Source organism: Paenibacillus pasadenensis (assembly GCF_023715725.1).
Classification (GTDB): Bacteria; Bacillota; Bacilli; order Paenibacillales; family Paenibacillaceae; genus Paenibacillus_O; species Paenibacillus_O pasadenensis_A.
This window is the reverse complement of sequence record NZ_JAMBOT010000005.1, coordinates 282290-303617: the sequence shown is the minus strand read 5'-3', so window position 1 is coordinate 303617 and position 21328 is coordinate 282290. Positions and strand designations below refer to the sequence as shown.

Sequence of the window (21328 nt, the reverse complement as noted above, 5' to 3'; positions counted from 1 at the left end):
GAAATTCCCCCCCTTGCCAAACCGTCTAGCATACCTCCGATTAAAGCACAGGTGGCGATTTTTTACAATCCAGGTTTGCATAAATCCACATCTTCAACCTGTTCATGAGCGCCTCTCGTTCCAGGTCGTGATGCAGTTCATGATAACCGCCTTCCTGAGGCGCAAACGTGCAGTTGGAACCAATCGCATCGGCCAGCCGTTCGCTCGCCGCAAAGGACGTAATGCGGTCCGAGGTTCCGTGAACGAGCAGCACCGGAAAAGCGAGGTCTTTTGCGCGCAAAATAGACTTCTCCCCGGAGGTTGATATGGAACGGTACATTTTCGCCGTAATTCGCTTATGACAGTATTCGTCCATCACGCTGCAAGCTCCAGCCTGCGCTCCTGGACGGAACAAGTCCTCCTGTTTGATGCCGGTCGGCTGCGAAAAGGTCGGCCACAATTTTGCCAGCAAGCCGACAGCAGCCTCTGCAATTCGCGGCGGCGGAGCAACGAGACTCAGCCACGGGCTGGATAAAATCAGACCGTTTACAGGAAGCGGTACGGTGAGAGCGGCATGCAGCGCCACTCCTCCACCCATGCTATGACCATATAAAAACAACGGAGCTCCGGGATAAAGCTTGGCTGCTTCGCGGACCGCGGCTGCGGCATCCTCCGCAAGCTGGTCCATGCCATCGGCATGGCCGCGCGGGCCTGCCGTCCGCCCATGGCCCCGCTGATCGTAGGCGATAGATGCGATTCCCCCGGCTGCCAGCGAACGGGCAAAGGCATCGTAACGTCCGCTGTATTCCCCCATGCCGTGCACAAGACAGAGCACAGCCCGCACATCGCTGCCGTCCTCCAGCTTCGGCTGCCATTCCCGTGCAAACAGCTCAGCCCCATCCTTCCCGGCGAAGCTCCATTCCTTCATCCGGACCCGCTCCTTTTCCGCTTTGGGTTCAGTTCTGATACACTGATTGTAGTATGTATCGGTGAGAATACAAGACCGTTTTTATAAACAAAGGGAGCGATTAGGGAAACATGGCAAGCCGCGAAAAATTCGACGTCATTATTATCGGGGGAGGGCCTTCCGGGCTCATGGCCGCAGCAGCCGCCGGCAAAGGCGGCGCCAAGACGCTGCTGCTGGATAAGGGAAGCAAGCTTGGCCGCAAGCTCGGCATATCCGGCGGGGGCAGATGTAATGTGACGAACAATAAAGAGCCCCAGGAGATGATTCGCTACATTCCCGGAAACGGCAAATTCCTTTACAGCGCTTTGTCGGAATTCGGAAGCCGCGAAATCATCGCTTTTTTTGAATCGCTGGGCATCGCGCTCAAGGAAGAGGACCGCGGCCGGATGTTCCCGGTCTCGGATAAAGCCAAATCCGTCGTTGACGCATTGGTCGCCACGGTTAGGGATAGCGGCGTCACGATCCGCATCAACGAAAAGGCAGCCGGCCTGCTGCATAAGGACGGACGCATAACAGGCGTCAAGCTTAGCGACGGCCGAGAGCTTGGGGCGCGGGCCGTTATCGTCGCTACCGGCGGCAAATCGGTGCCCCACACCGGTTCCACCGGAGACGCCTACCCTTGGGCGGAGGACGCCGGCCATACGGTGACGGAGCTTTACCCGACAGAGGTGCCGCTCACCTCCGCCGAGCCGTTCATTCGCAGCCGCAGCCTGCAGGGCTTGTCGCTGCGCGGAATCGTGTTAAGCGTATGGAATGCCAAGGGCAAACGGCTGACGGAGCAAGAGGGCGATATGATTTTCACGCACCTCGGCCTGTCGGGACCCGCGGCTCTGCGCTGCAGCCAGTTCGTCGTTAAGGAGCGCAAAAAAACCGGCGGAGGAGACGTGTTGCTTACCGCCGACCTGTACCCCGATCGAACTGCAGACGAGCTTTACGGCGAGCTGCTTCGTCTTGCCGAGGCGGAACCGCGCAAAGCGTTCAAAAATGTGCTGACCGCTCTGATGCAAGATCGTATGATCGATTTATCGCTGGAGCTGGCAGGAATGAATCCGCTTGTTACCTTCGACAACCTGAACCGCGCTGCGCTGCTGGATTATGCGCGGCTGCTCAAGGCTTTGCCCGTCCGCATTAACGGCACGCTGTCGATTGAAGAGGCGTTTGTAACCGGCGGGGGCGTCCATCTGAAGGAAATCAACCCAAAAACGATGGAGTCAAAGCTCATCCGCGGCTTGTATTTCTGCGGCGAGGTGCTTGATCTGCACGGATATACGGGTGGCTACAATATATCGGCGGCATTTACAACCGGCCGCCATGCCGGAGCCAGCGCCGCGCTCCAGGTGCAGGAAGAACGCAGCGGAGACGCTCGTTGACCCGCGTTGCTGGACTTCGTTTATTCGCAGAATATATACCCTTATTTCTTGGTTTTTGCTCGTTTTTTCCTTAAATAAGGGCGTTTGACGACGTTATTTCTTGGCTTTTGTTCATTTAGCCCTCAAATAAAGGCGTTTGATGCCCTTATTTCTGTACTATCGCTCGTTTCCCCCTTAAATAAGGGCGTTTAACGCCCTTATTTGTGGGATTTTCTTTGCATCAATACACATAAGCAGTAACGATTAACTTCCAAATGAGCGATATTTCTGAGGCCCTTCCGTTATTCCATTTTGAGCGTATTCAATCATTATAAAACATTCTCTTCGTCACTTTGCAGACGAACCATCAATAATCCGGGCATCTCCCACGGAAGCAAATGAAATAAAAACCGGCTGACCTGTGAGGGCCAGCCGGTTTTTTTACGCTCTTACATCTCCCGAAAAAAAGCTCAATGTGCCATCCTGCTCGGGAAACGGCTCTCCGTCCGCATCGTCGTCGCGGTTGCGGAGGCCTTCACTTTCTTCATGGACATCCGTCAGGCCAAAGCCTTCCTCCCAGGCGACCAAATCCTCATTCACCATATGGGCCGGAATCGGAATATAATCTTCCTCCTGCACATCCAGCTCGCCGCCGTGGGCAAAAGCAATTTCCAAGGCGGAAGTCAGATCGCTGCCATGCAGAGACAGGCCGATCTCATGCGCTCCCTGCGGAGCAGCATCATAACCAAGCTCCATCAGAGTGGCGACGGCTACGGAAGCTGAATCGGCATCTTGGAAGCGGAACAGCAGACGGCGGTCGGTCATGTTCATTCTCCTTTTGAATTCCGGTGGATTTAAAGGCTGGCTTGTTGTGACACTGTTACCATTTCCCGAGAAGAAGCCGATTATGAGCCTCGGCATAGTTATTTGTTCCATGAAAAAAGCCGCTCTGCACACCTGCGGATGGCAGGCTGCAAAGCAGCTTATTTTGATTCAACCCTTACACCGGCTTAACGAACAGCGAGTACAGCAGCACCGCCAGAATGAGCACCGGAGCCAGGTAGCGCAGGCTGAACATCCAAGCCTTGTACCAGAAGCCGGTCAAGCCCGCTTCTTCTCCAGCGCGTTTCCAAGCGTAGCCTGTGAACAGCGTGACGATCAGTCCGCCGAGCGGCATCAGCAGGTATGACGTCAGAAAATCAAACCAGTCGAACACCGATTTGCCAAACGGGAGCCAGGAGCTGAGCACGCCTGTCACCGAAAGGCCCGCTGGAATGCCAAGCACATAAGCGGCCGTCGAGATGATGGCTGCCGCTTTTTTGCGCGACCATTTCCATGTGTTCATTGCGTAGGCAACGGGAACCTCCAGAATCGAAACGGCGGAAGTGAGAGCCGCGATCGCAAGCAGCAGGAAGAACAGGCCGCCGAACAGGGCTCCAAGCGGCATTTGCGAAAATGCGGCCGGCAGCGCCATAAACGCCAAGCCTACGCCTTTTTGCGGCTCCAGGCCGTACGAAAAGACGGTTGGGAAAATAATCAGACCGGCGATGAACGCATACCCAAGGTCGCCGACACCAATCGCTACCGTCGCTTTGCCAAGCGACTGCTCCTTTTCCACGTAAGCGCCGTACGTTAACATACAGCCCATACCAAGGGAAAGCGAGAAGAAGGCATGTCCTAGCGCAACGAGCGCGGACTCACCGGTAAGCGCGGAGAAATCCGGCTTCAGGAAAAACTCGACGCCTTCAGCCGCTCCCGGCAGCGTCAAAGAACGGAACATCAGAACAAGCAGAATGACCAGGAAGCCAGGAATGAGATATTTGTTGAATTTCTCGATCCCGCCTGAGATTCCTTTACCAACAACGATGCCGACCAGCACCATAACGATTAGATGCCAGAACAGCGGCCAGTAGCCGCCTGCAAAATCCACAAACTGCTTCTCAAAGTCCATTCCCGGCTTCGAAAGCGCTCCGGTTAAGGAATCTACCGTATATTGCAGCGTCCATCCGGCAACAACCCCATAATAAGACATAATGAGGAAGGCCGTCAGAACCATCAAAAATCCAAGCCACTTCCAATTTTTGTTATGAACGAGATTGGAGAGCGAGCTGGCCGCATTGCCGCGTCCGCCGCGTCCAATAGTCATTTCGGCAAGCAAAATCGGCAAACCGACCAAAATCAAGCAGATAATAAAGAGCAGGAAAAATGCCGCTCCGCCGTACATTCCCGTAATATACGGAAACTTCCACATGTTGCCAAGGCCTACAGAGCTTCCAATCGCGGCCAAAATAAAGCCGGACGAAGTAAAACGATCCGCTTTCCCTTGGCCAAGGGGCGTCTCGGGTAACTTCTTCATATTAATCCTCCACATCGCTAAAGTTTACAGATTTTAAATTTATCGAAAAACCGAAGTGATGTCTACAATATTCTGTATACTTTATCCGAATTTCCGACTTAGACCGCATATTTCAGCTTCATTTTGCCAAAATAAGCCTGATTCGTGACAAGAAAGGGTGTATCTATTGAATAACCGGGACCAACAAGCTGCAAACGAGGAAATGACATTGACGAACCGTCAGGGTCATCCTATTACGGATAATCAAAATATCCGTACAGTTGGCAATCGCGGCCCTTCCACGCTGGAAAACTACCATTTCATCGAGAAAATATCCCACTTCGACCGCGAACGGGTGCCGGAGCGGGTCGTACATGCCCGCGGCGCCGGTGCTTACGGCGTGTTCGAAGCCTATGGCGATGTAGGCGGCGAGCCGGTATCAGCCTATACTCGTGCAAAGCTGTTTCAGGAAAAAGGCAAAACAACACCCGTTTTTGTCCGTTTCTCTACGGTCGTACATGGCGCGCACTCGCCAGAGACGCTGCGCGATCCGCGCGGATTTGCCGTGAAATTTTACACCGAGGACGGCAACTGGGATCTAGTCGGCAACAATTTGAAAATTTTCTTCATCCGCGATCCGCTGAAATTTCCGGACATGGTGCATTCCTTCAAGCCCGACCCGGTCACGAACTTAAACGATCCCGAGCGGATGTTCGACTTCCTGTCCCGCACGCCGGAAGCGACGCATATGGTAACGTTCCTCTTTTCCCCATGGGGTATTCCCGCGAATTACCGCCAGATGCAGGGCTCCGGGGTCAATACGTACAAATGGGTTAATAGCGAGGGCAAAGGTGTGCTCGTGAAATATCATTGGGAGCCTCTCAATCAAGGCATTAAAAATCTCGTTCAAGACGAAGCGGAGGCGATTCAGGGCAAAAATACGAGCCATGCGACCCAGGACCTATACGAGGCAATCGAGCGCGGCGAGTACCCCGAATGGGAGCTAAACGTGCAAATTTTGAGCGATGACGAGCATCCTGAGCTGGACTTCGATCCGCTGGACCCGACCAAGCTGTGGGACCAGGAGAAGATTCCGTTTCGGCCTGTCGGTAAAATGACGCTCAACCGCAATCCCGAGAACTATTTCGCGGAGGTAGAGCAGGCTGCGTTCGGCACAGGCGTGCTTGTGGACGGACTGGACTTTTCGGACGACAAGCTGCTGCAGGGCCGCACTTTCTCTTATTCGGATACGCAGCGCCATCGCGTCGGCACGAACTACCTTCAGCTGCCTGTTAATGCTCCCAGGTCTAGAGTCGCTACCAATCAGCGTGACGGTCAAATGGTCTATCAGGTGGATTCCGCACCAGGCCAAAATCCCCATGTCAACTACGAGCCGTCCAACCTTGGCGGTCTTCACGAGGCTAAGCCTTCGGGAGCCGAGCACGAGCCTTCTTATGAGGCGAAGCTGGTGCGCGCCAAGCTGGACCGCACGAACGATTTTGGACAGGCTGGCGATACATACCGTAAATTCGAACCGTGGGAACAGGACGAACTAATCAAAAATCTCGTTGACGCGCTCAAAATATGCCATCCGGTCATTCGGGAGCAGATGATTTCCCATTTCACTCAAGCGGATGCCGATTACGGCCGCCGCGTTGCCGAAGGGCTCGCCTCAGCCGATGCCGCCGCACCTCATCTCGGCAACGAATCGATGCGAGAAGGGCAAAAGCTTGCCGACCGCTCCGGCCGCGAGACGGACGGATATTAATCGTAGAAGCCCCTCCGGGAACCCGGAGGGGCTTGTTGTATGCGGCTGGCTGGCAGCTATTATTCCGCGCTATCCGACGTTATGCGTTTTAACGCCGCTTCCGATTCCTCAATCCGTCCGTGCAAAATGGAGTTTTGACGAACTAAAGTCTCGACGGTAGCAAGCAGCTCCTCAAGCGTCGCCGACGATTGCTGCACAACAGCGGCAAAATCGCTGACTCTCTCCTCAACTTCACGGCTGGAGGAGCTGACACTGTCCATCTCTCCGGCGATATGTCCGGCATCGGCATGCAGCACCTCTACCGAATGCTGAATGCCGAGAAACGCTGAGCTCGTCCTTGCTACATGCCCCAAGCTCTCTTCCATTTTGCGCGCGTTCTCATTCATTGCTTCCGCAGATTGCTCTGTCTGGACAGCGGCCAAATTCAGGCTGTCCGTCATACGCTCTGCCGTATCGCCCGCCGTAAGCGCAAGCTTGCGGATTTCGGTCGCGACGACGCCAAAGCCTGAGCCGTGCTCGCCTGCTCTAGCCGCCTCAATGCTGGCGTTAAGTGAAAGCAGATTCGTGCGGCGGGCAATATCTTGAATCGACGCCGTAAAGGGCAGTATGCTGCGGATTGTATCCGTCAGGCCCTCAAACCGGGATTTCATACCGTCGAGGCTTGCCTGAAACTGCTGAATGGTGAGGCTTAGCTCTTCGACGACTCTGCTGCCTTCAGAGGAAGCTTCGCTCGTCTGTTGAATCCGCTCCACCATGCCGCCGAGCGTTTGCATCATTCGTTCCATCTGGACAGCCGAGTCGCTGACCTGGGATGAAATTTGCGCCATTGCCTCAGCCTGGCTTGTCACGCCGGAGGACATTTCTTGAAAAGCCGTATTCATCTCCTGGAAGGATGCTTCGTTCTCCTGGCCGTTCATCCGGATTTCGCTCATGCTTTGGGAAAGCGTTTGAACCGATTGAAGCGTCATCCGCTCCCGTTCCTGTTCTTTTAAGAGCTGCGCCTCCGCTTCAACCTGAAGCCGGACCGTGCGGCGGAAAATCGTACGGCCGAGTTCGGATTGGCAGATCAACAGGGTAGCTGCAAGCACGAAGTAAAAAAAGAAAAACGTAAGATGATTGTAATCCGTCACGCCGGGCACGGCCGGGACAGCAAAATATTTATAAATAATAATGCCCGCTCCGCTTAATGCCCCATATGCCAGAGACAGCCTGTTATTGTACATGACGCCCAGAGCCAGCAGGTAAAAAGCGCCTAAAGTGTTCATTTCGTTCGATGGATCGTTCTGAATGTTAAGTACGGTCAAGTATCCGATCAGCATGATGATGGCATAAGGTATAACCTGTTCTAACCGGCGGCTCAGATGCAGCCCCCACATCACAATAGCTCCTGCGATGCACGGAATACCGATTTTCATCGCAAAGGATGGGACCGTATTAAACTGCAATAACATGGCGCCAATTAACAGCATATTAAATGAAAAGACGATCAGCACCATCTTATTTCGATTGCGCAAATCCTGGTAGGCATGATCGTTCATCCCAGCCCCCCGCGCCAGCTTTTTTGCGCTGTCTGATCTCCCGTCCGCCGCTTCGCCCGTAATGCCGCTGCCGCCGTTTAGTATCGACGCCATCGTAACGCCACCGCCTTCATGAAGTGTATTGGTAACGAATCTATCGACCGACGGCGGACTTCTAATAATAGGAAAATTAAAAAAAGCTCTGGAGTTGGCGGACTTCCGCTCTCCAAAGCTTTGGACATTACTTTAAATTCTCCCGGATGCCCATAACGAGCAGCTGCGAAGCAGGCGGCTGACCTGAGGATGCCGCAGCGTTTCGCGGGTATGGCCTGGCAGGAGCACCACAATTCTGCCTCTGCCCGCACGATGCGCCCATGCAGCCGGATAACGCTGTCCGTCCAGCATATATTCCATAATAACCTCGCGGTCCGGGGAAGGCAGGAAGGAATAGCGATACGGCTCCTCGGCCAGCTCGAACGGCTGAATATCCTGCACGGCCGGATGAATGCCGCCCTTACCGATAACCGCTTGAAAGCTCAATCGGCGGTTCGCAGGCCGCTCAACACAGCTCGCTCCGACCAGATTTTTCAAAACGGGATGGGAGGCGATGGAAATTCCGCCATGCAGCAGAACAAGACCGCCGCCGCTTTCGACAAAATGCGCCAGTTTTATTGCTTGCGCATCCGTTAAAGGCTCATTCCAGCAGTCGTTATTCACGACGATCAGCGACTGATCCGCCGGCATATCCTCCTCCAATGCTTCGCAAGTTCCTGTCACGCGAAGATCAAAGTCGTCGTCCAGGACATCGTAAAGCGGCTCCTCCGTTCCGCCTTTTCCGCCCAGCACCAGCGCGCCAAACCCGCCAACCATGCGGATTCGGCCAGGCATGCCTTCCCACTCCGGCAGCAGCGCTTCCCGCCGAACTGTTCCGGAAGCTTGTCCCAAAGCCATCGGAGAGCCGCCTTCCGGCATGAATGCCATGCCCCCTCTGCCTACTTGGATTACCATTCAAGGAACCTCCCTGCACCCATTAGGATATTAGTAAAATAATCCAAATTAATCATCAAAATTTGACACAAATCGACATTACAGTATTAATTAATTGAAATATAGTTATTTTCATTGTAGATAATTCCACAATATTAATGAAACTCCTGCTCCAAGTAGCTGAATCGTTGCAATAAAGTTAAACAAACCGACAGCCGCCAGACACGCCTGCCTCAAGGCCGCATGTCTGGCTGTAAGCTGCCGGATCCGATAGAGAGAATGGCTGTCCGTCATGATTAATAAGAACTTTTACCCGTATTGGCGCGGACTGAATCTAGTAATTTCAGTGAGCGGAAGGATTTAATGCTCGTTGCGGGGAAAGCTTGAGCAGGCAGCGGCAGCAGAACAACCGCCCGCCTGATGGCTTGAAGAAGGAGTGGCAGCAATGACAGAACCGAAGTGGCTGAGCTGGGCGAGGGAAATGCAGGCAATCGCCCAAACGGGGCTGACCTACAGCCGCGATGTGTATGACAGCGAGCGGTATGAGCAGCTGCGCAGGCTGAGCATCGAAATTATGAGCTCTTATACGGGAGCAGGAGAAAAAGAAATCGAAATGAGCTTTGCCGCCGGGGAAGGTTACGCAACGCCCAAGGTCGATGTGCGCGGCGTCGTTTTTCGCAACGGCAAGCTGCTGCTTGTCCGCGAGAGGTCCGACGGATGCTGGTGTCTGCCGGGCGGCTGGGCCGAGACCGGTCTTTCGCCTCGCGAAAACGCCGTCAAGGAAATCCGCGAGGAGTCCGGCTTTGAAACGAGGGCAGTGCGGCTGTTGGCGGTGCTGGACAAGCTCAAGCACAGTCACCCGCCGGGAGCCAATCATATTTACAAGCTGTTTTTGCTCTGCGAGATTACAGGCGGCGAAGCCTCCGGCGGAGTGGAAACGAGCGAAGCCGCATTTTTCGCGGAGCATGAGCTGCCACCGCTCTCTCTCAGCCGCAATACGGCCGAGCAGCTGGCGCTAATGTTTGAATACATGCGCAATCCGAATAAGCCGGCGCTCATCGATTGATGAGCCCGGCTTTGTTGCAGGGATCGGACAACGGTTTCGGCTGCTTTATTTGAAGCGCCCGTTTTTTTCTCGTCGATATAAAGATCCAACGCTACCACTGCTCTTAACAGCACTTTAATAAGAAGATAGAGAGCATATACGCCGAGTAAAGCGGCAAGGCCTATGAAAATAAAATAAATCATGATGAAAATTTGAGGCATAAGCGCGCCTTCTCCTCCACTAAAATCCATTGACTCACCAATCTTTCATGCCTATTTTCTAGAAGTGTGATGAAAAGAGTTCACAAGCAGTCCCCCCATAACTTCTAGATATTCCCTCCATTATAAATTCAGCCCCATATTTTGTGAATGACAACTGTTCCCTACTATTTCAAGGCGAGAAATAGGACTATTCAATCGCTGAGAATCTGCTATACTGGCGAAAGCTTTAAATCTCAGACTCTGAAGGAAAGAAGGATATTCCATATGCAACAGGCAACCGAAACGCCGCTTGCCGCCCAAGGCAAAACGCGCTTCCCCTTGTCTATCTACTCGCTGACTGCCGGAGCGTTTGCCATCGGTATGACGGAGTTTGTCATTATGGGTCTGCTGCCTGAAGTGGCGGCGGATCTTGGCGTCACTGTGCCGAAGGCTGGCCACCTTATTACCGGTTATGCGCTCGGCGTCGGCGTCGGAGCGCCCGTGCTCGCATTGGCGACCGCCCGTTTCCCCAAAAAGCTGCTGCTCGTGCTGCTTATGGTGCTGTTCATTATCGGAAACGCTGCCGCCGCGCTTGCTCCGACCTACGGCTTTTTGCTGGCGGCGCGTGTGTTCACTTCGCTTGCTCACGGAACGTTTTTTGGAATCGGAGCGGTCTATGCATCCAGCCTCGTATCCGAGCAGCGCAAAGCCGGCGCCGTAGCGGCCATGATGGCCGGATTGACCATAGCCAACATACTAGGCGTGCCGTTTGGCACATTTATCGGCCAGGAGCTTGGCTGGAGGATGTCGTTCGCCGCCGTAGCGCTAATGGGCGTCATTACGCTTGTCGGACTCATCATACTTATCCCGTCTGTTCAACAGAAGGAAGAAACGAGCTCCGCCCGTCAAATACGCGCCGTCTTGCAGCCGAAGATCGGGATGGCGCTGCTTATCGGCACGATGGGCTGCATCAGCATGTTTTCGTTGTTCAGCTACATCAAACCGCTGCTTACCGAGGTGACCGGCTTTTCCGCAGGCAGCGTGCCTTGGGTGCTCGTGCTGATCGGCTGCGGCGTTACCGTCGGCAACATTCTGGGCGGCAAGCTCGCGGACCGCGCGCTCATGCCAACGGTCATCGGCTCCTTCGTGCTGCAGGCGCTGCTGCTGCTCACCCTCGGTTTGGCGGACGAGTCGGCTGTCCTCACGCTGATTATTTTATTCCTGTGGGGAGCGACCGCCTTTTCCCCAATGCCAGGTCTGCAGGTGCGAATTATGACGCTGGCTAAAGACGCACCGGCGCTCGCCTCCACCTCCAATCATGCCGTGCTGAACTTCGGCAACGCGTTTGGAGCCTTTTTCGGCGGATGGATTGTGGTGTTCTTCCAATTCTCTTCGGGCGACTACGCCTATAACGTGCTGCCTTGGACGGCTGCCGCGTTCTCGGCGCTTGGTGTCGTATTCTCCTTTGTCATGCTCTTCTGGGATCGGAGCGAAAAGGCTTCCGCGAATGAGGAAAAAGCTGCCTGAGCTGGGCCAACACAAAGTTCATGTCCAGCCAGCAGGCACCGCTCGTCGAGCGTTTACAATTGAAGCTGTATAGCATTAATGAAAAAGAGCTGCTCCTTAAAGGAGCAGCTCTTTTTCGGTCCACCGTCCGGCCTCCCGGGCTTCTTTCGCGATCGCTTCTTTACCTATAGTGACTATTGGTGTTATATGTACGCTGCTGCCTTAGGGATTTGTATCACTAATCGTTGTCAGAAAACCGTTCTGGCTAGCGGTATCCATGAACTGATAAATCGATTGAACTGCTGAATGGGGAAACAAATACCACTGATTTTCTGTAGCATCATATAACCTGACATCGGGATCGCCATCGGAATGGGATAAAGTATAAAGATCAAATTGTTGTATGCTTTTACCTGTTTTATCTACAAAATCAAACTGCCCTCGTTTGTAATAGGCCCCGGATGTAAGCTCGTGAATACTGGTGGTGTACTTGGATGGAGCAACCGCTTTACTGCCTTTGTTGTCTAAAAAAACGTTATAGATCTCTTCGTTGTAGGTACTTCCATTAATTTGTGTTACTATGCTGCCCATTGAAAAATAGACTTCGTGCTGTAATGCTTTCACTTTCACGCCATTTAGAACAAAAGGGGAAGGCTCGACTGATACTATTGAATTTTTAAAATCAATGCTGCAGTTAAAAGTCTCTGCAATGAAACGAAGCGGTACCAATATGCGATTATTGTTTAGATATGGTTTTACATCGAGCTGCATGGTTTTACCGTTTTTCACCACAGCATTGCTTTTTAAATTTAAAATTACCTGCATATCGCTTTTTGTGATCGTAATTTTCGAGCCGGACCATTTAACGTTAGCTCCTAAATTTTCACTGATTACTCGTAAAGGCACCATCATTCGGTTGTTCTTTATTTCAGGCTTCACATCAGGGGCTACAGCAACGCCTTCAACTTTTATTTGCATATCCGCCGCGTATGCAGGAGAAGCGGTCATCGTTAAAAATAAAGCAGTGAATATACCTGTAAAAACCTTTTTCAAAGCATTCCATCCCTTTCTTAACATATTTTGGTACAACGACATAATAGACGACGCCTAAGAAGTAATGTTGCGCTAATCTATCCGTTAGCTCAACGGTCAGCGTATGTATTTAAATTAAAAAGATGTCCCGGTCACAAACGTGACTTCCGGGACATCCTTCAATTCAAAAACTAGTTTAGTTTACCTTGCCCTGCAGCGTAAAGCTGAAGGAATAAGTCTTATTAGCAAGCAGCATATATTGCGGATGCGGCTTGGAACCCCAGCTGTCGTCACCGCCTACACCCATTTGGCGATAATTGATGCGGACGACTGTTTTGTCGCTAACCGGCAGTTTGTACGGATGATCATTGGCCTCAAGCTCAAATGGCGCATAAGGCAGCACATTCAGTTCAAAGGTAGGCTCGCCCGTAATATGCAGCGTAACACCGTTTTGATTGGAAAGCGCGGCACGACGGACGTCCATCTTATTTCCGCACTCCTGCGGTCTCAAGTGGGGCACAAACTGATCGGCAACTTTGCCTTGGTGCAGTCCGAGTTTTGCGCTAAACTGACGGTCCCAGTACGACTCATGCGGCCCTTTTCCATACCATTCCAGATCCTCAAACGATCCGTCCATACTAAACATGACGCCGACCTCAGGAATTTCCGGAAGATTTTTTCCTGGAGCGAACTGCAGCTGCACCTGGATAGCCCCATTGCCCAGAACCGTATACGTAATTGAACAAGCGGATTCCGTCGTTGTAGGCAACAGATAAGCGGAATGTACGATGACACGGTCGGCAAGCGACTCCCAACGCAGCGAGCGAAGGATGCGCTCCTCGCCTGCGCTTCTCCATGTTGCACAGCGCTCATGCTGTTTATTGCCGCGGTCGTTATCCGTATAGGCACGCCAGAAGTTTGGCATAAATGCATCCTTGATAAGCTCGCTTCCGCCGACTTTATAGGAAACCAGGCTGCCGTTAGCCGTATCAAATTGAGCTGTGAATGCCTCGCCGCTTACGGTCAACAAACCGGATTGAACCGCTGCACGAACCGGACTGTAGCTCTGTACGGGCTCAACAACAGCCGCAACCGGCTTCGCGGCAGGAAGCACAAACTGCTCAAACGCCACCTCATGGCCGGCCTCCGCCCACTTCTCCGCTTTTTTCGTTGCAAAGCTGATCGTAAGCACGGCTTCTCCGCTCTGTTCACGTTCTGGCAGCTCCAGCTTAATCTCCTTGCTTTCAAGCGGAGCAACCGATACGGTGAGATTGCCCTCAGCGCATACAACACCTTCCACGGCAATCGTCCACTGCAGCAAATACGATTCCAGATCCGTAAACAGGTTTTTATTGGTAACGTTATAGAGACCTTGCCAGGCATCTACTTCGGTAATGGTAATATTTTCATAACATTTCTTAGCTTCAATCAGCTTCGGTGAAATGGAACGGTCGGCAAAAATAAGGCCGTTGCCGCAGAAATTTCCGGAGTGCGGCGATTCTCCAAAATCCCCGCCGTACGCCAGGTACTTCGTGCCGTCCGCCTCCGTTTTCCAGAGACTTTGGTCCACCCAATCCCAAATAAAGCCGCCCTGAAGCACCGGATAAAGGTCAAACAGCTCCGTATACAGATGCAAGCCGCCGAGAGAGTTGCCCATCGCATGGCTGTACTCGCATAAAATAAACGGCTTTTTCGGCCCTGGCTTTCTCGCGTAATCAACCAAACCGCCCGGTCCTGTATACATATAACTTTCCACATCCGTCGCAGCGGCGGATTGTTTATAATTCACAACGCCTTCATAGTGAACAATCCGCGTCGGGTCCGCTTCGCGCAGGAAGTCATGCATTTTAATGAAATTATCGCCGCCGTAAGCCTCATTGCCAAGCGACCATATAACGATGGAAGGATGATTTTTGTCCCGCTGCATCATAGAGTTGGCACGGTCAATCACGTTTGCGGTCCATTCCGGATGGCTGCCGGGCACCGTCCTCGGAAGCAGCTCGGTCTGGCCGCCATTCCATGTGCCATGCGTCTCCAGATTGGTTTCGTCAATGACATACAGGCCGTATTCGTTGCAAAGCTCATACCAGAGCGGATGATTCGGATAGTGAGACGTACGCACAGAGTTAATATTGTACGATTTCATAAGCTTGATGTCCGTAATCATGTCTTCAATCTTTACGGTCCGTCCGGCTTCACAGCCAAACTCGTGGCGGTTGACACCTTTAAAGACGATTCGCTGTCCGTTAATCAGCATAAGTCCGTCTTTAATTTCAAAGGTGCGGAAGCCTGTCTGCGTGGCGATCGTCTCCAGCAGCTCTCCGTTCTCATCCTTCAGGCTGATAACAACCTTGTACAGATTCGGCTCTTCCGCGCTCCATTTCAGCGGATTGGCGATATGGGCCGAAACCTCGACCTGCGCCTCTGCAATACCGCTGCCCAGCGCAGCCGTTACCGTCATCGCATCCGTCAAAACGGGGTTATTCTGGGCGTCGTATAATTGCGCCTCAACCGTAACCACGCCAAGATCGTTTTCCCAGTAGTTCATCAGCGTCGCTTTAACGTTAAGCACGGCGTCTTGATACGCCTCGTCAAGCTCGCCTGTTACGAAAAAGTCATACACATGCGCCTTAGGCACCGTATATAAGTAGACATCGCGGAAAATTCCGCTCAGCCGCCAGAAATCCTGATCCTCCAGCCAGCTCGCATCGCACCAGCGGTATACCTCAACCGCAAGTTTATTTTCTCCGGCTCTCAAGTAGGGAGTCAGGTCGAATTCAGCCGGCGTAAACGTATCCTCGCTGTAGCCGACCAGCTCGCCGTTAACCCATACGTAAAAAGCCGACTCCACACCCTGGAAGCTGATAAAAACAGGCTGCCCCTGCCACTCGTCAGGCACCGTAAACGTACGCGCATACGAGCCGACAGGATTATACAGGGTGGGCGCAAACGGCGGCTCCAGCTCAGGCTCTGACGTAGCCCACGGGTAAACGACGTTTGTATACTGCGGGTAATCGTATCCTTGCAGCTGCCAATGTCCTGGCACCTGAATCTCATTCCAGTCCGTATGGTCAAAGCTGTCCTCGTAGAAATTTTGAATCCGCTTGGTCGGCTCTTCGGCAAAAGCAAACTTCCAGGAGCCGTTAAGCGACTTGCAGCTGCGGGACGCCGGGCGGTCGTTGCGGAGCGCTTCCTCCACGGAATCAAAAGGCATCAGCGTTGCGTGTGCTTTCATGCGGTTCAATTCAAAAATTTCCGGGTTATTGTTCCATTCCGGATAGCCGTTTGCCGGCGCGTTATACTTGAATTTCTGTTTCATCATCGGCAACCTCTTTCGTCTTTATTAATATAATTTTGACTATAAATTAGACTGAATGCGGCTGTAAATATAAGAAAAATGGCCTATATGAAACGATATTGATCATTTACATCTGACGCTTAAACAAAATAAACGCGCTCGTCTTTTTAAGATGAGCGCGTTCTTTTGGGCAGTCCCGTCCGCATGAACGGCAGCAGCACAGAATGCTTTTAAATTCCAAGTCTTTGAATCCGCCAGGCCGCCGCAAGCCGCAGTCAGCCGGCTTTATGCAGCCTTCGACCGACCGCCTCCCGGCAGAAATACCGCCAGCAGACCGGCCAGCGGCAGCACGCTCGTCCAGAGCATCATGCTTTGCAGGCCGTACAGATCGCCAAGCCTTCCCAGCACAACCGCGCCAAGCGCGCCCATGCCAAAGGCAAGGCCGGTAATCAGGCCGGAAGCCATGCCGACACGTCCGGGCATCAGCTCCTGCGCATAAATAACGCTTACGGAGAAACCGGATTGCAGCACAAGGCCAAGCAGCGCAATTGCCGGATAAATCCAGAACTGCGGAAGATGAGGCAGCAGCAGCGCAAACGGAGCCGAACCTAACAGTGAAAGCAGCATCATGCGCTTTGCGCCGATCCGGTCTGAAATAATGCCGCCAAAAAATGTGCCGATAACGCCAAAAATCATAAACAGATATACCGGAATCTGAGACGCCTTTGTTGATAACCCATAATCATGAATTAAATAAAACTGGTAAAAGGTTCCGATCGCCGCAGCGTACCAGGAGCGGGCGAAAACGAGCGTAATGAGCAGCGCAAGCGCTAGAGCCACCGTGTTTTTGCGTGCGCGTGCCCCCATCGCCGCTGCTCCTGCGGCAGCAGGTTTTTTAACCGGCCTTCCGTGCTCCTCCAGCTGTCCCCGGTACCAAGGCACCACTTTAAGCAGAACAATGATGCCTGCAGCCGCCAGTAAAGTGCCCCAAATGGCCCCTTGCTGTCCAAGCGGGATAAACACAAATATCGTCATGAGCGGAGCGAGCGACTGGCCGAAATTGCCGCCGACCTGGTAAATCGACTGAGCGAAGCCGCGCCTTCCTCCAGCAGCAAAATACACGACTCGAGAGCCTTCCGGATGAAAGACGGCCGAGCCCAATCCGACGAACACGATAAAAAAAACAAGCGACCAAAAGCTGCCGGCGAAAGCCAGTCCAGCCATGCCGATCATGCTCAGCACCATCCCGCCGGGCAGCATCCACGGCGACGGTTTACGGTCGGACATGAGACCGACTACCGGCTGCATTACAGAGGAAGTCATCTGCAATGCGAAGGTAAGCCAGCCGATCTGAGTGTAGGAGATGGACAGCGTATTCTGAAAGATCGGATATAAAGCAGGAATGACCGATTGCATGGAATCGTTCAACAGGTGAGCAGCGCTTATCGCGATTAAGATCGCATAGACGGTCCCGGTGCGGGCAGTGCCGATCCGGGCCGTTTGCGAGGCTGACATGGACAGGACTTCCTTCCTTTGATTTCTTCGTTAATTAAAGAAACTGGATGCAAACCGGAGATGGAACATTTAAAACCGTATTCGTCGCTTCCAGCAAACCTGTGTGCGGATCGCGGCGCAGCACGTTTACGCTTCCGCTGTTCTGGTTTGCCGCAAGCAGCCATTGTCCGTCCGGCGAAAGCGCAAAATTGCGCGGATAGCTTCCCCCAGTCGAGATATGCTGGATCGGCTCCAAGCGGCCGTCATGCTGCTGCACCGCAAATACCGCTATGCTGTCGTGACCGCGGTTGGACGTATACAGAAACCGGCCGTCATCCGACAAATGGATGTCCGCCGCCCAGCTCTCCCCTGCATAACCTTCCGGCAAAGCCGACAGCCTCTGTACCGTTTCCAGCGTTCCTTCGCTGCCGAGCTGCGCTACGGTGACATGTGAGTCCAGCTCGCCCATAATATAGATATAAGAAGATCCTTCGCGAACCGCCACATGCCTTGGACCGGAGCCCGGTTCCACCCGCAGCGCGGATGTTGTCAGCAGGGACCGGCCGTCAGCGGAACGGCGATGGATATATACCGTATCGGTGCCAAGATCGGCGACATAGACAAATGGCGTGCCCGGGATCGGAGCCGCGCTGTGGGCATGCGCCTTGTCCTGGCGGTCGCGGTTCGGCCCCAGCTCTCCCTCGCTGGCAATGACGGCCGAAGCCGGTTCCTCTAGTCTCCCATTTTCAGACAACGGAAATACAGCAGCGTTTCCTCCACTGTAATTCGCCGCATACAGGGTGAGCCCATCGGACGAGACGCTCACATAACAGGGATGCTCGCCATGCGTCAGCTGATCCTCCAAAACCTCCAGCTCCCCTGTTGACGGATCAAGCGAAAGCGCATAAACAGAACCGCCTGGCTCGCCTCTCGTCTCGCCGGTTTCACTGCAGGCGTAAAGAACGTTGCCGCTTGGATGGACAGTCAAAAAAGACGCCTGCTCGATACCTGCAACTCTCTGAAACACCTTCAATTTGCCGCTCTGACTGTCCAGTCGGCAGCCATACACGGTAGGATTTGCGGCTTCGCCGTAAGAACCGATATAAAAAATGCCGGAATTGTTAGCCAAAATCGTCGCCTCTTTTCATCCCTGGCGGGTCTGTTTTCAGTGAACATACCATAATCTGCCGACTCCTACAACCGCATGTCTCTTCGACTTTTTGCGCCAATCTCTTACATTAAACGTAAACATGATATACTTATTCATAGCTATTATTTCCCGGGAAAAGGGAGGGAGCTCGACGGATGAAACCTTTTGTCCGATGGTGCAGAATAACGGTTATAGCCGCCCTGCCGCTGTTCATCATGCTGATTTATACCGCCGGTCCGACGCCTAAAGCGCATGCCGGGCTTTGGAGCGATTTGAAAAGTATTTACGATACTCCCGCAAAGGTAGATGAGCTGGAGCAGCAATATAAGGATTCGATTGACCGCCTTCAGGAATTTTCCGACAAACAGGCGGAGCTGGAGGCTCTGCAACAAGAGCTGACTCGGCAAAATGAGGAATACCGGCTCCAAAACGAACGTCTGCTGGAGCAAAACAGAGAGCTTGAGGCGAAAATGCAGCAAGCGGAAGAACGCAGAGCGTCGCTGAAACAAGGCGTAGCCTGGACGGTGCTGGCCGTGTCCGCCGCGCTCCTTGCCTATATGGCGGCAACCCGCATTTGGCGTTACCGGGTATACCGGTCGCAGCGGCGCGACGAAGGCGGGACCGCGTTATGAAGGTTGAAGCCCCGCCGCCGCAAGGGCATGTCCGCATTGGACTTCAAGCGGATGAGGCGCTGCAAGTCCTTCATCCCAAGGCAATCCTCGCTTACCGCGGGGCGCCAGGAAGCCGCGAGGACAAGCTTATGGATGCTGCGGGCGTTTATCGCAAGCGCAAATGGATTCGCTCCCGGCTGCAAGGGCCGAGCGAGCTTCTGTTAGGCTTGCCGCCCGGTTATGGGCTGGAAGCGGTGGATGTGCCGGATGGAAGCGATCTGCTGTTCGATTTCCGCCATGTCATCTTTTACAGTGACAGTATGACGCTGAAGCCGCGCGTTCAGAAGCTCAAGACGGCCTGGATTACGCGTGAGCTGACCCGCATGCGTTTCAGCGGGCCCGGCACACTCGGCATTTTGACTGCCGGAGGTCTTGCTTCCATCGCCCTCTCGGAGGATCAGCCCCTTTACGCCGACGCCGCCTCGCTTGTCGCCTTCCCGGAATCCGCAAAGGTCCGCCTTGCGGTATACGGCAATCCGCTAGCAAGCCAGCATATGAACGTGCAATGGGAGCTGACCGGAAGGGGTTCCGCGCTAATTCAGACCGGCTCCTTCGACCGCTCGCTGCCGGAGCTGCTGGAGAAGGGCGGCTTCCTGCGCCGCACGCTTCGCGAGCTGCTGCCTTTTGGCGGCGTGTACATTAAATAAAACAAGCGAAGCCGCTGGCATCCTTTTGAGGATGAGCGGCTTCGCTTGTTTTTTCGGAGAGTCAGACCATCTACTTTCAGCGATAGAGATGAAGATGGATTAAGACCATTTTCGGTCTTATTTCAGGCTATTTGCCCTTGGCAGCCTTATTTAAGACCAAAAATGGTCTTATTCCAGACTTTTTGCCCATCGCAGCCTAAAATCAGACCATAAATGGTCTAATTTTGCTGTCAGCACCCTCCTCGCACGTCCCCGAGCAGAGAAATGGCTGGTCGGTGTAAGAACACCTCTGGCCTGTCGAGATCAACCACGCAGAGAACCGGGCTTTGACCCAACGAGTGTTTGTTATTCGCAGTGTTTGTTACCCAAAGTGTTTATTACCTGGAATTTTTGGTACCCGGACTTAAACCCTTCAAATCCAGCTCGGATGTTCAACATCCTCGCGGTTGCGGGCTTCTGACGGCGCGTAGCCCCGATATTTGCGGAAGGTACGGCTGAAATAGCTAATATCGTTATAACCGGCGGCCATCGCGATTTCGGCAATCGTTTTTTCGCTGCTGCGCAGCAAATATTCCGACTTGTTAATCCGGATCCGATTTACATAGTCGGTAACGGTACGGCCAGTCAGCTGGCGGAACAGACGGCTGAAATGAAACCGGCTGAGCGAGGCCTGCGCCGCCAAAGCCTCCACCGTAATATCCTCTGTATAGTGATTCTCGATGTAGTTAAAAATCGGCTCGAACCGTTCCAGATTGCGCAACCGCGTATGCGATTCATTCTCCGTAAGGCGCAGCTCCACATAACCCCTCAGCAGCTCCGTCAGCATGCCGTACAGCAGCGATTTGACCGACAGCTCAAAGCCCAGACGCCGATTGGCAAACTCATCCGACAGACGGTCGAGAATTGCGCTCAAACTGGCATCGCCGGAAATGTGGTTGCGGAACAGAATCCGGTTTTGAGCCATCGGAGTAATATATTTTGTTTCGGCCGCGTCAGGCGACTGGCTCTGCAGCAGCGTCAAATCGGCAATCAGGATATCGTACTCCACATGCTCCGACTGCAGAATTCCCATATGGATATCATTGCTGTTGAAAACAAGAATATCTCCAGGGCCCGCCTCAATCGGTACATAATTGACCTCCACGAGCGCATTCCCGGAGCGAAAACGCAGCAGCTCGATATGGTTGTGCCAGTGCGCGTTAAATAGCGTAATCCCTCTGCCGGACTGATGGGAAACACTGTGTTTAACCGGAAAATGAGGGTCCGGCATATTCATTGGCTCCCACAGGGATAATGGTCGTTGCTGCATCGTTCCGGCTCCTTCCGGTTCTTCATGCTCCAGCTGGCCGCGTCCGGGCGGCGGGCGAGTTGCAGCGGAGACTA

At 53.3% G+C, this 21328-nt stretch carries 15 protein-coding genes and 1 pseudogene; 6 read left to right on the top strand and 10 right to left on the bottom strand.

Features of this window, described 5'->3' with window-relative positions; all coding sequences use genetic code 11:
• Nucleotides 1–40: 40 nt before the first annotated feature.
• A complete protein-coding gene (locus M3223_RS15030; protein ID WP_251562850.1) occupies nt 41–907 on the bottom strand; it encodes an alpha/beta hydrolase in 867 nt (288 codons plus the stop codon).
• 110 nt (nt 908–1017) lie between these two features.
• On the opposite strand from M3223_RS15030, the gene M3223_RS15025 reads away from it, so the two are divergent.
• Complete coding sequence (locus M3223_RS15025) at nt 1018–2316, top strand: NAD(P)/FAD-dependent oxidoreductase (RefSeq protein ID WP_251562848.1); 1299 nt, start codon at nt 1018–1020, stop codon at nt 2314–2316.
• A 420-nt stretch (nt 2317–2736) separates the two neighbouring features.
• Here M3223_RS15025 and M3223_RS15020 read toward each other — a convergent pair whose 3' ends face one another.
• Both M3223_RS15020 and M3223_RS15015 read right to left on the bottom strand, forming a co-directional pair.
• Nucleotides 2737–3120, bottom strand: coding sequence for a hypothetical protein (locus M3223_RS15020; protein ID WP_251562846.1), 384 nt, complete (start codon nt 3118–3120; stop codon nt 2737–2739).
• Between the two features lie 175 nt (nt 3121–3295).
• The gene (locus M3223_RS15015; RefSeq protein WP_251562844.1) at nt 3296–4651 is read right to left on the bottom strand and encodes a sodium-dependent transporter; all 1356 of its coding nucleotides are present in this window, start codon (nt 4649–4651) and stop codon (nt 3296–3298) included.
• 199 nt (nt 4652–4850) lie between these two features.
• Between M3223_RS15015 and M3223_RS15010 the strand changes: the two are divergent.
• Nucleotides 4851–6398: pseudogene (locus M3223_RS15010) on the top strand (catalase); the annotation flags it as partial.
• 59 nt (nt 6399–6457) lie between these two features.
• Here M3223_RS15010 and M3223_RS15005 read toward each other — a convergent pair.
• Together M3223_RS15005 and M3223_RS15000 are read right to left on the bottom strand one after the other, a co-directional pair.
• Nucleotides 6458–8029: a methyl-accepting chemotaxis protein gene (locus tag M3223_RS15005; RefSeq protein WP_251562842.1), complete on the bottom strand. Its 1572-nt coding sequence runs from the start codon at nt 8027–8029 to the stop codon at nt 6458–6460.
• Between the two features lie 132 nt (nt 8030–8161).
• A complete protein-coding gene (locus M3223_RS15000; protein ID WP_251562840.1) occupies nt 8162–8923 on the bottom strand; it encodes a ThuA domain-containing protein in 762 nt (253 codons plus the stop codon).
• 424 nt (nt 8924–9347) lie between these two features.
• Between M3223_RS15000 and M3223_RS14995 the strand changes: the two genes are divergently transcribed.
• Together M3223_RS14995 and M3223_RS14990 are read left to right on the top strand one after the other, a co-directional pair.
• Complete coding sequence (locus M3223_RS14995) at nt 9348–9968, top strand: NUDIX hydrolase (protein WP_251562838.1); 621 nt, start codon at nt 9348–9350, stop codon at nt 9966–9968.
• A 464-nt stretch (nt 9969–10432) separates the two neighbouring features.
• Nucleotides 10433–11674, top strand: coding sequence for an MFS transporter (locus tag M3223_RS14990; protein ID WP_251562836.1), 1242 nt, complete (start codon nt 10433–10435; stop codon nt 11672–11674).
• A gap of 201 nt (nt 11675–11875) precedes the next feature.
• Here the strand turns inward: M3223_RS14990 and M3223_RS14985 are convergent, their stop codons facing one another.
• From M3223_RS14985 to M3223_RS14970, 4 genes are all read right to left on the bottom strand, one after another.
• Complete coding sequence (locus M3223_RS14985; protein WP_251562834.1) at nt 11876–12748, bottom strand: copper amine oxidase N-terminal domain-containing protein; 873 nt, start codon at nt 12746–12748, stop codon at nt 11876–11878.
• Between the two features lie 133 nt (nt 12749–12881).
• Complete coding sequence (locus M3223_RS14980; protein ID WP_251563018.1) at nt 12882–16004, bottom strand: glycoside hydrolase family 2 TIM barrel-domain containing protein; 3123 nt, start codon at nt 16002–16004, stop codon at nt 12882–12884.
• Nucleotides 16005–16268: 264 nt separating this feature from the next.
• On the bottom strand, nt 16269–17498 hold the full coding sequence (locus M3223_RS14975) for an MFS transporter (RefSeq protein WP_251562832.1): 1230 nt from the start codon (nt 17496–17498) through the stop codon (nt 16269–16271).
• A gap of 34 nt (nt 17499–17532) precedes the next feature.
• Nucleotides 17533–18606 (bottom strand): lactonase family protein, encoded by a 1074-nt coding sequence (locus M3223_RS14970; protein WP_251562830.1) that lies wholly within the window; start codon nt 18604–18606, stop codon nt 17533–17535.
• A 176-nt stretch (nt 18607–18782) separates the two neighbouring features.
• On the opposite strand from M3223_RS14970, the gene M3223_RS14965 reads away from it, so the two are divergent.
• Together M3223_RS14965 and M3223_RS14960 are read left to right on the top strand one after the other, a co-directional pair.
• Nucleotides 18783–19259 (top strand): hypothetical protein, encoded by a 477-nt coding sequence (locus M3223_RS14965; protein WP_251562828.1) that lies wholly within the window; start codon nt 18783–18785, stop codon nt 19257–19259.
• Nucleotides 19256–19945: an AIM24 family protein gene (locus M3223_RS14960; protein WP_251562826.1), complete on the top strand. Its 690-nt coding sequence runs from the start codon at nt 19256–19258 to the stop codon at nt 19943–19945. The genes M3223_RS14965 and M3223_RS14960 overlap by 4 nt, the downstream gene beginning before the upstream one ends.
• A gap of 412 nt (nt 19946–20357) precedes the next feature.
• On the opposite strand, the gene M3223_RS14955 is transcribed toward M3223_RS14960, so the two are convergent.
• The gene (locus tag M3223_RS14955) at nt 20358–21254 is read right to left on the bottom strand and encodes an AraC family transcriptional regulator (RefSeq protein ID WP_251562824.1); all 897 of its coding nucleotides are present in this window, start codon (nt 21252–21254) and stop codon (nt 20358–20360) included.
• Between the last annotated feature and the right edge of the window lie 74 nt (nt 21255–21328).

Excerpts from the sequence above, each read along its gene's own strand:
- M3223_RS15030 (WP_251562850.1), bottom strand. The coding sequence starts at position 907 with ATGAAGGAATGGAGCTTCGCCGGGAAGGATGGGGCTGAGCTGTTTGCA.
- M3223_RS15025 (WP_251562848.1), top strand. The coding sequence starts at position 1,018 with ATGGCAAGCCGCGAAAAATTCGACGTCATTATTATCGGGGGAGGGCCT.
- M3223_RS15020 (WP_251562846.1), bottom strand. The coding sequence starts at position 3,120 with ATGACCGACCGCCGTCTGCTGTTCCGCTTCCAAGATGCCGATTCAGCT.
- M3223_RS15015 (WP_251562844.1), bottom strand. The coding sequence starts at position 4,651 with ATGAAGAAGTTACCCGAGACGCCCCTTGGCCAAGGGAAAGCGGATCGT.
- M3223_RS15005 (WP_251562842.1), bottom strand. The coding sequence starts at position 8,029 with ATGGCGTCGATACTAAACGGCGGCAGCGGCATTACGGGCGAAGCGGCG.
- M3223_RS15000 (WP_251562840.1), bottom strand. The coding sequence starts at position 8,923 with ATGGTAATCCAAGTAGGCAGAGGGGGCATGGCATTCATGCCGGAAGGC.
- M3223_RS14995 (WP_251562838.1), top strand. The coding sequence starts at position 9,348 with ATGACAGAACCGAAGTGGCTGAGCTGGGCGAGGGAAATGCAGGCAATC.
- M3223_RS14990 (WP_251562836.1), top strand. The coding sequence starts at position 10,433 with ATGCAACAGGCAACCGAAACGCCGCTTGCCGCCCAAGGCAAAACGCGC.
- M3223_RS14985 (WP_251562834.1), bottom strand. The coding sequence starts at position 12,748 with ATGTCGTTGTACCAAAATATGTTAAGAAAGGGATGGAATGCTTTGAAA.
- M3223_RS14980 (WP_251563018.1), bottom strand. The coding sequence starts at position 16,004 with ATGAAACAGAAATTCAAGTATAACGCGCCGGCAAACGGCTATCCGGAA.
- M3223_RS14975 (WP_251562832.1), bottom strand. The coding sequence starts at position 17,498 with ATGTCAGCCTCGCAAACGGCCCGGATCGGCACTGCCCGCACCGGGACC.
- M3223_RS14965 (WP_251562828.1), top strand. The coding sequence starts at position 18,783 with ATGAAACCTTTTGTCCGATGGTGCAGAATAACGGTTATAGCCGCCCTG.
- M3223_RS14960 (WP_251562826.1), top strand. The coding sequence starts at position 19,256 with ATGAAGGTTGAAGCCCCGCCGCCGCAAGGGCATGTCCGCATTGGACTT.
- M3223_RS14955 (WP_251562824.1), bottom strand. The coding sequence starts at position 21,254 with ATGCAGCAACGACCATTATCCCTGTGGGAGCCAATGAATATGCCGGAC.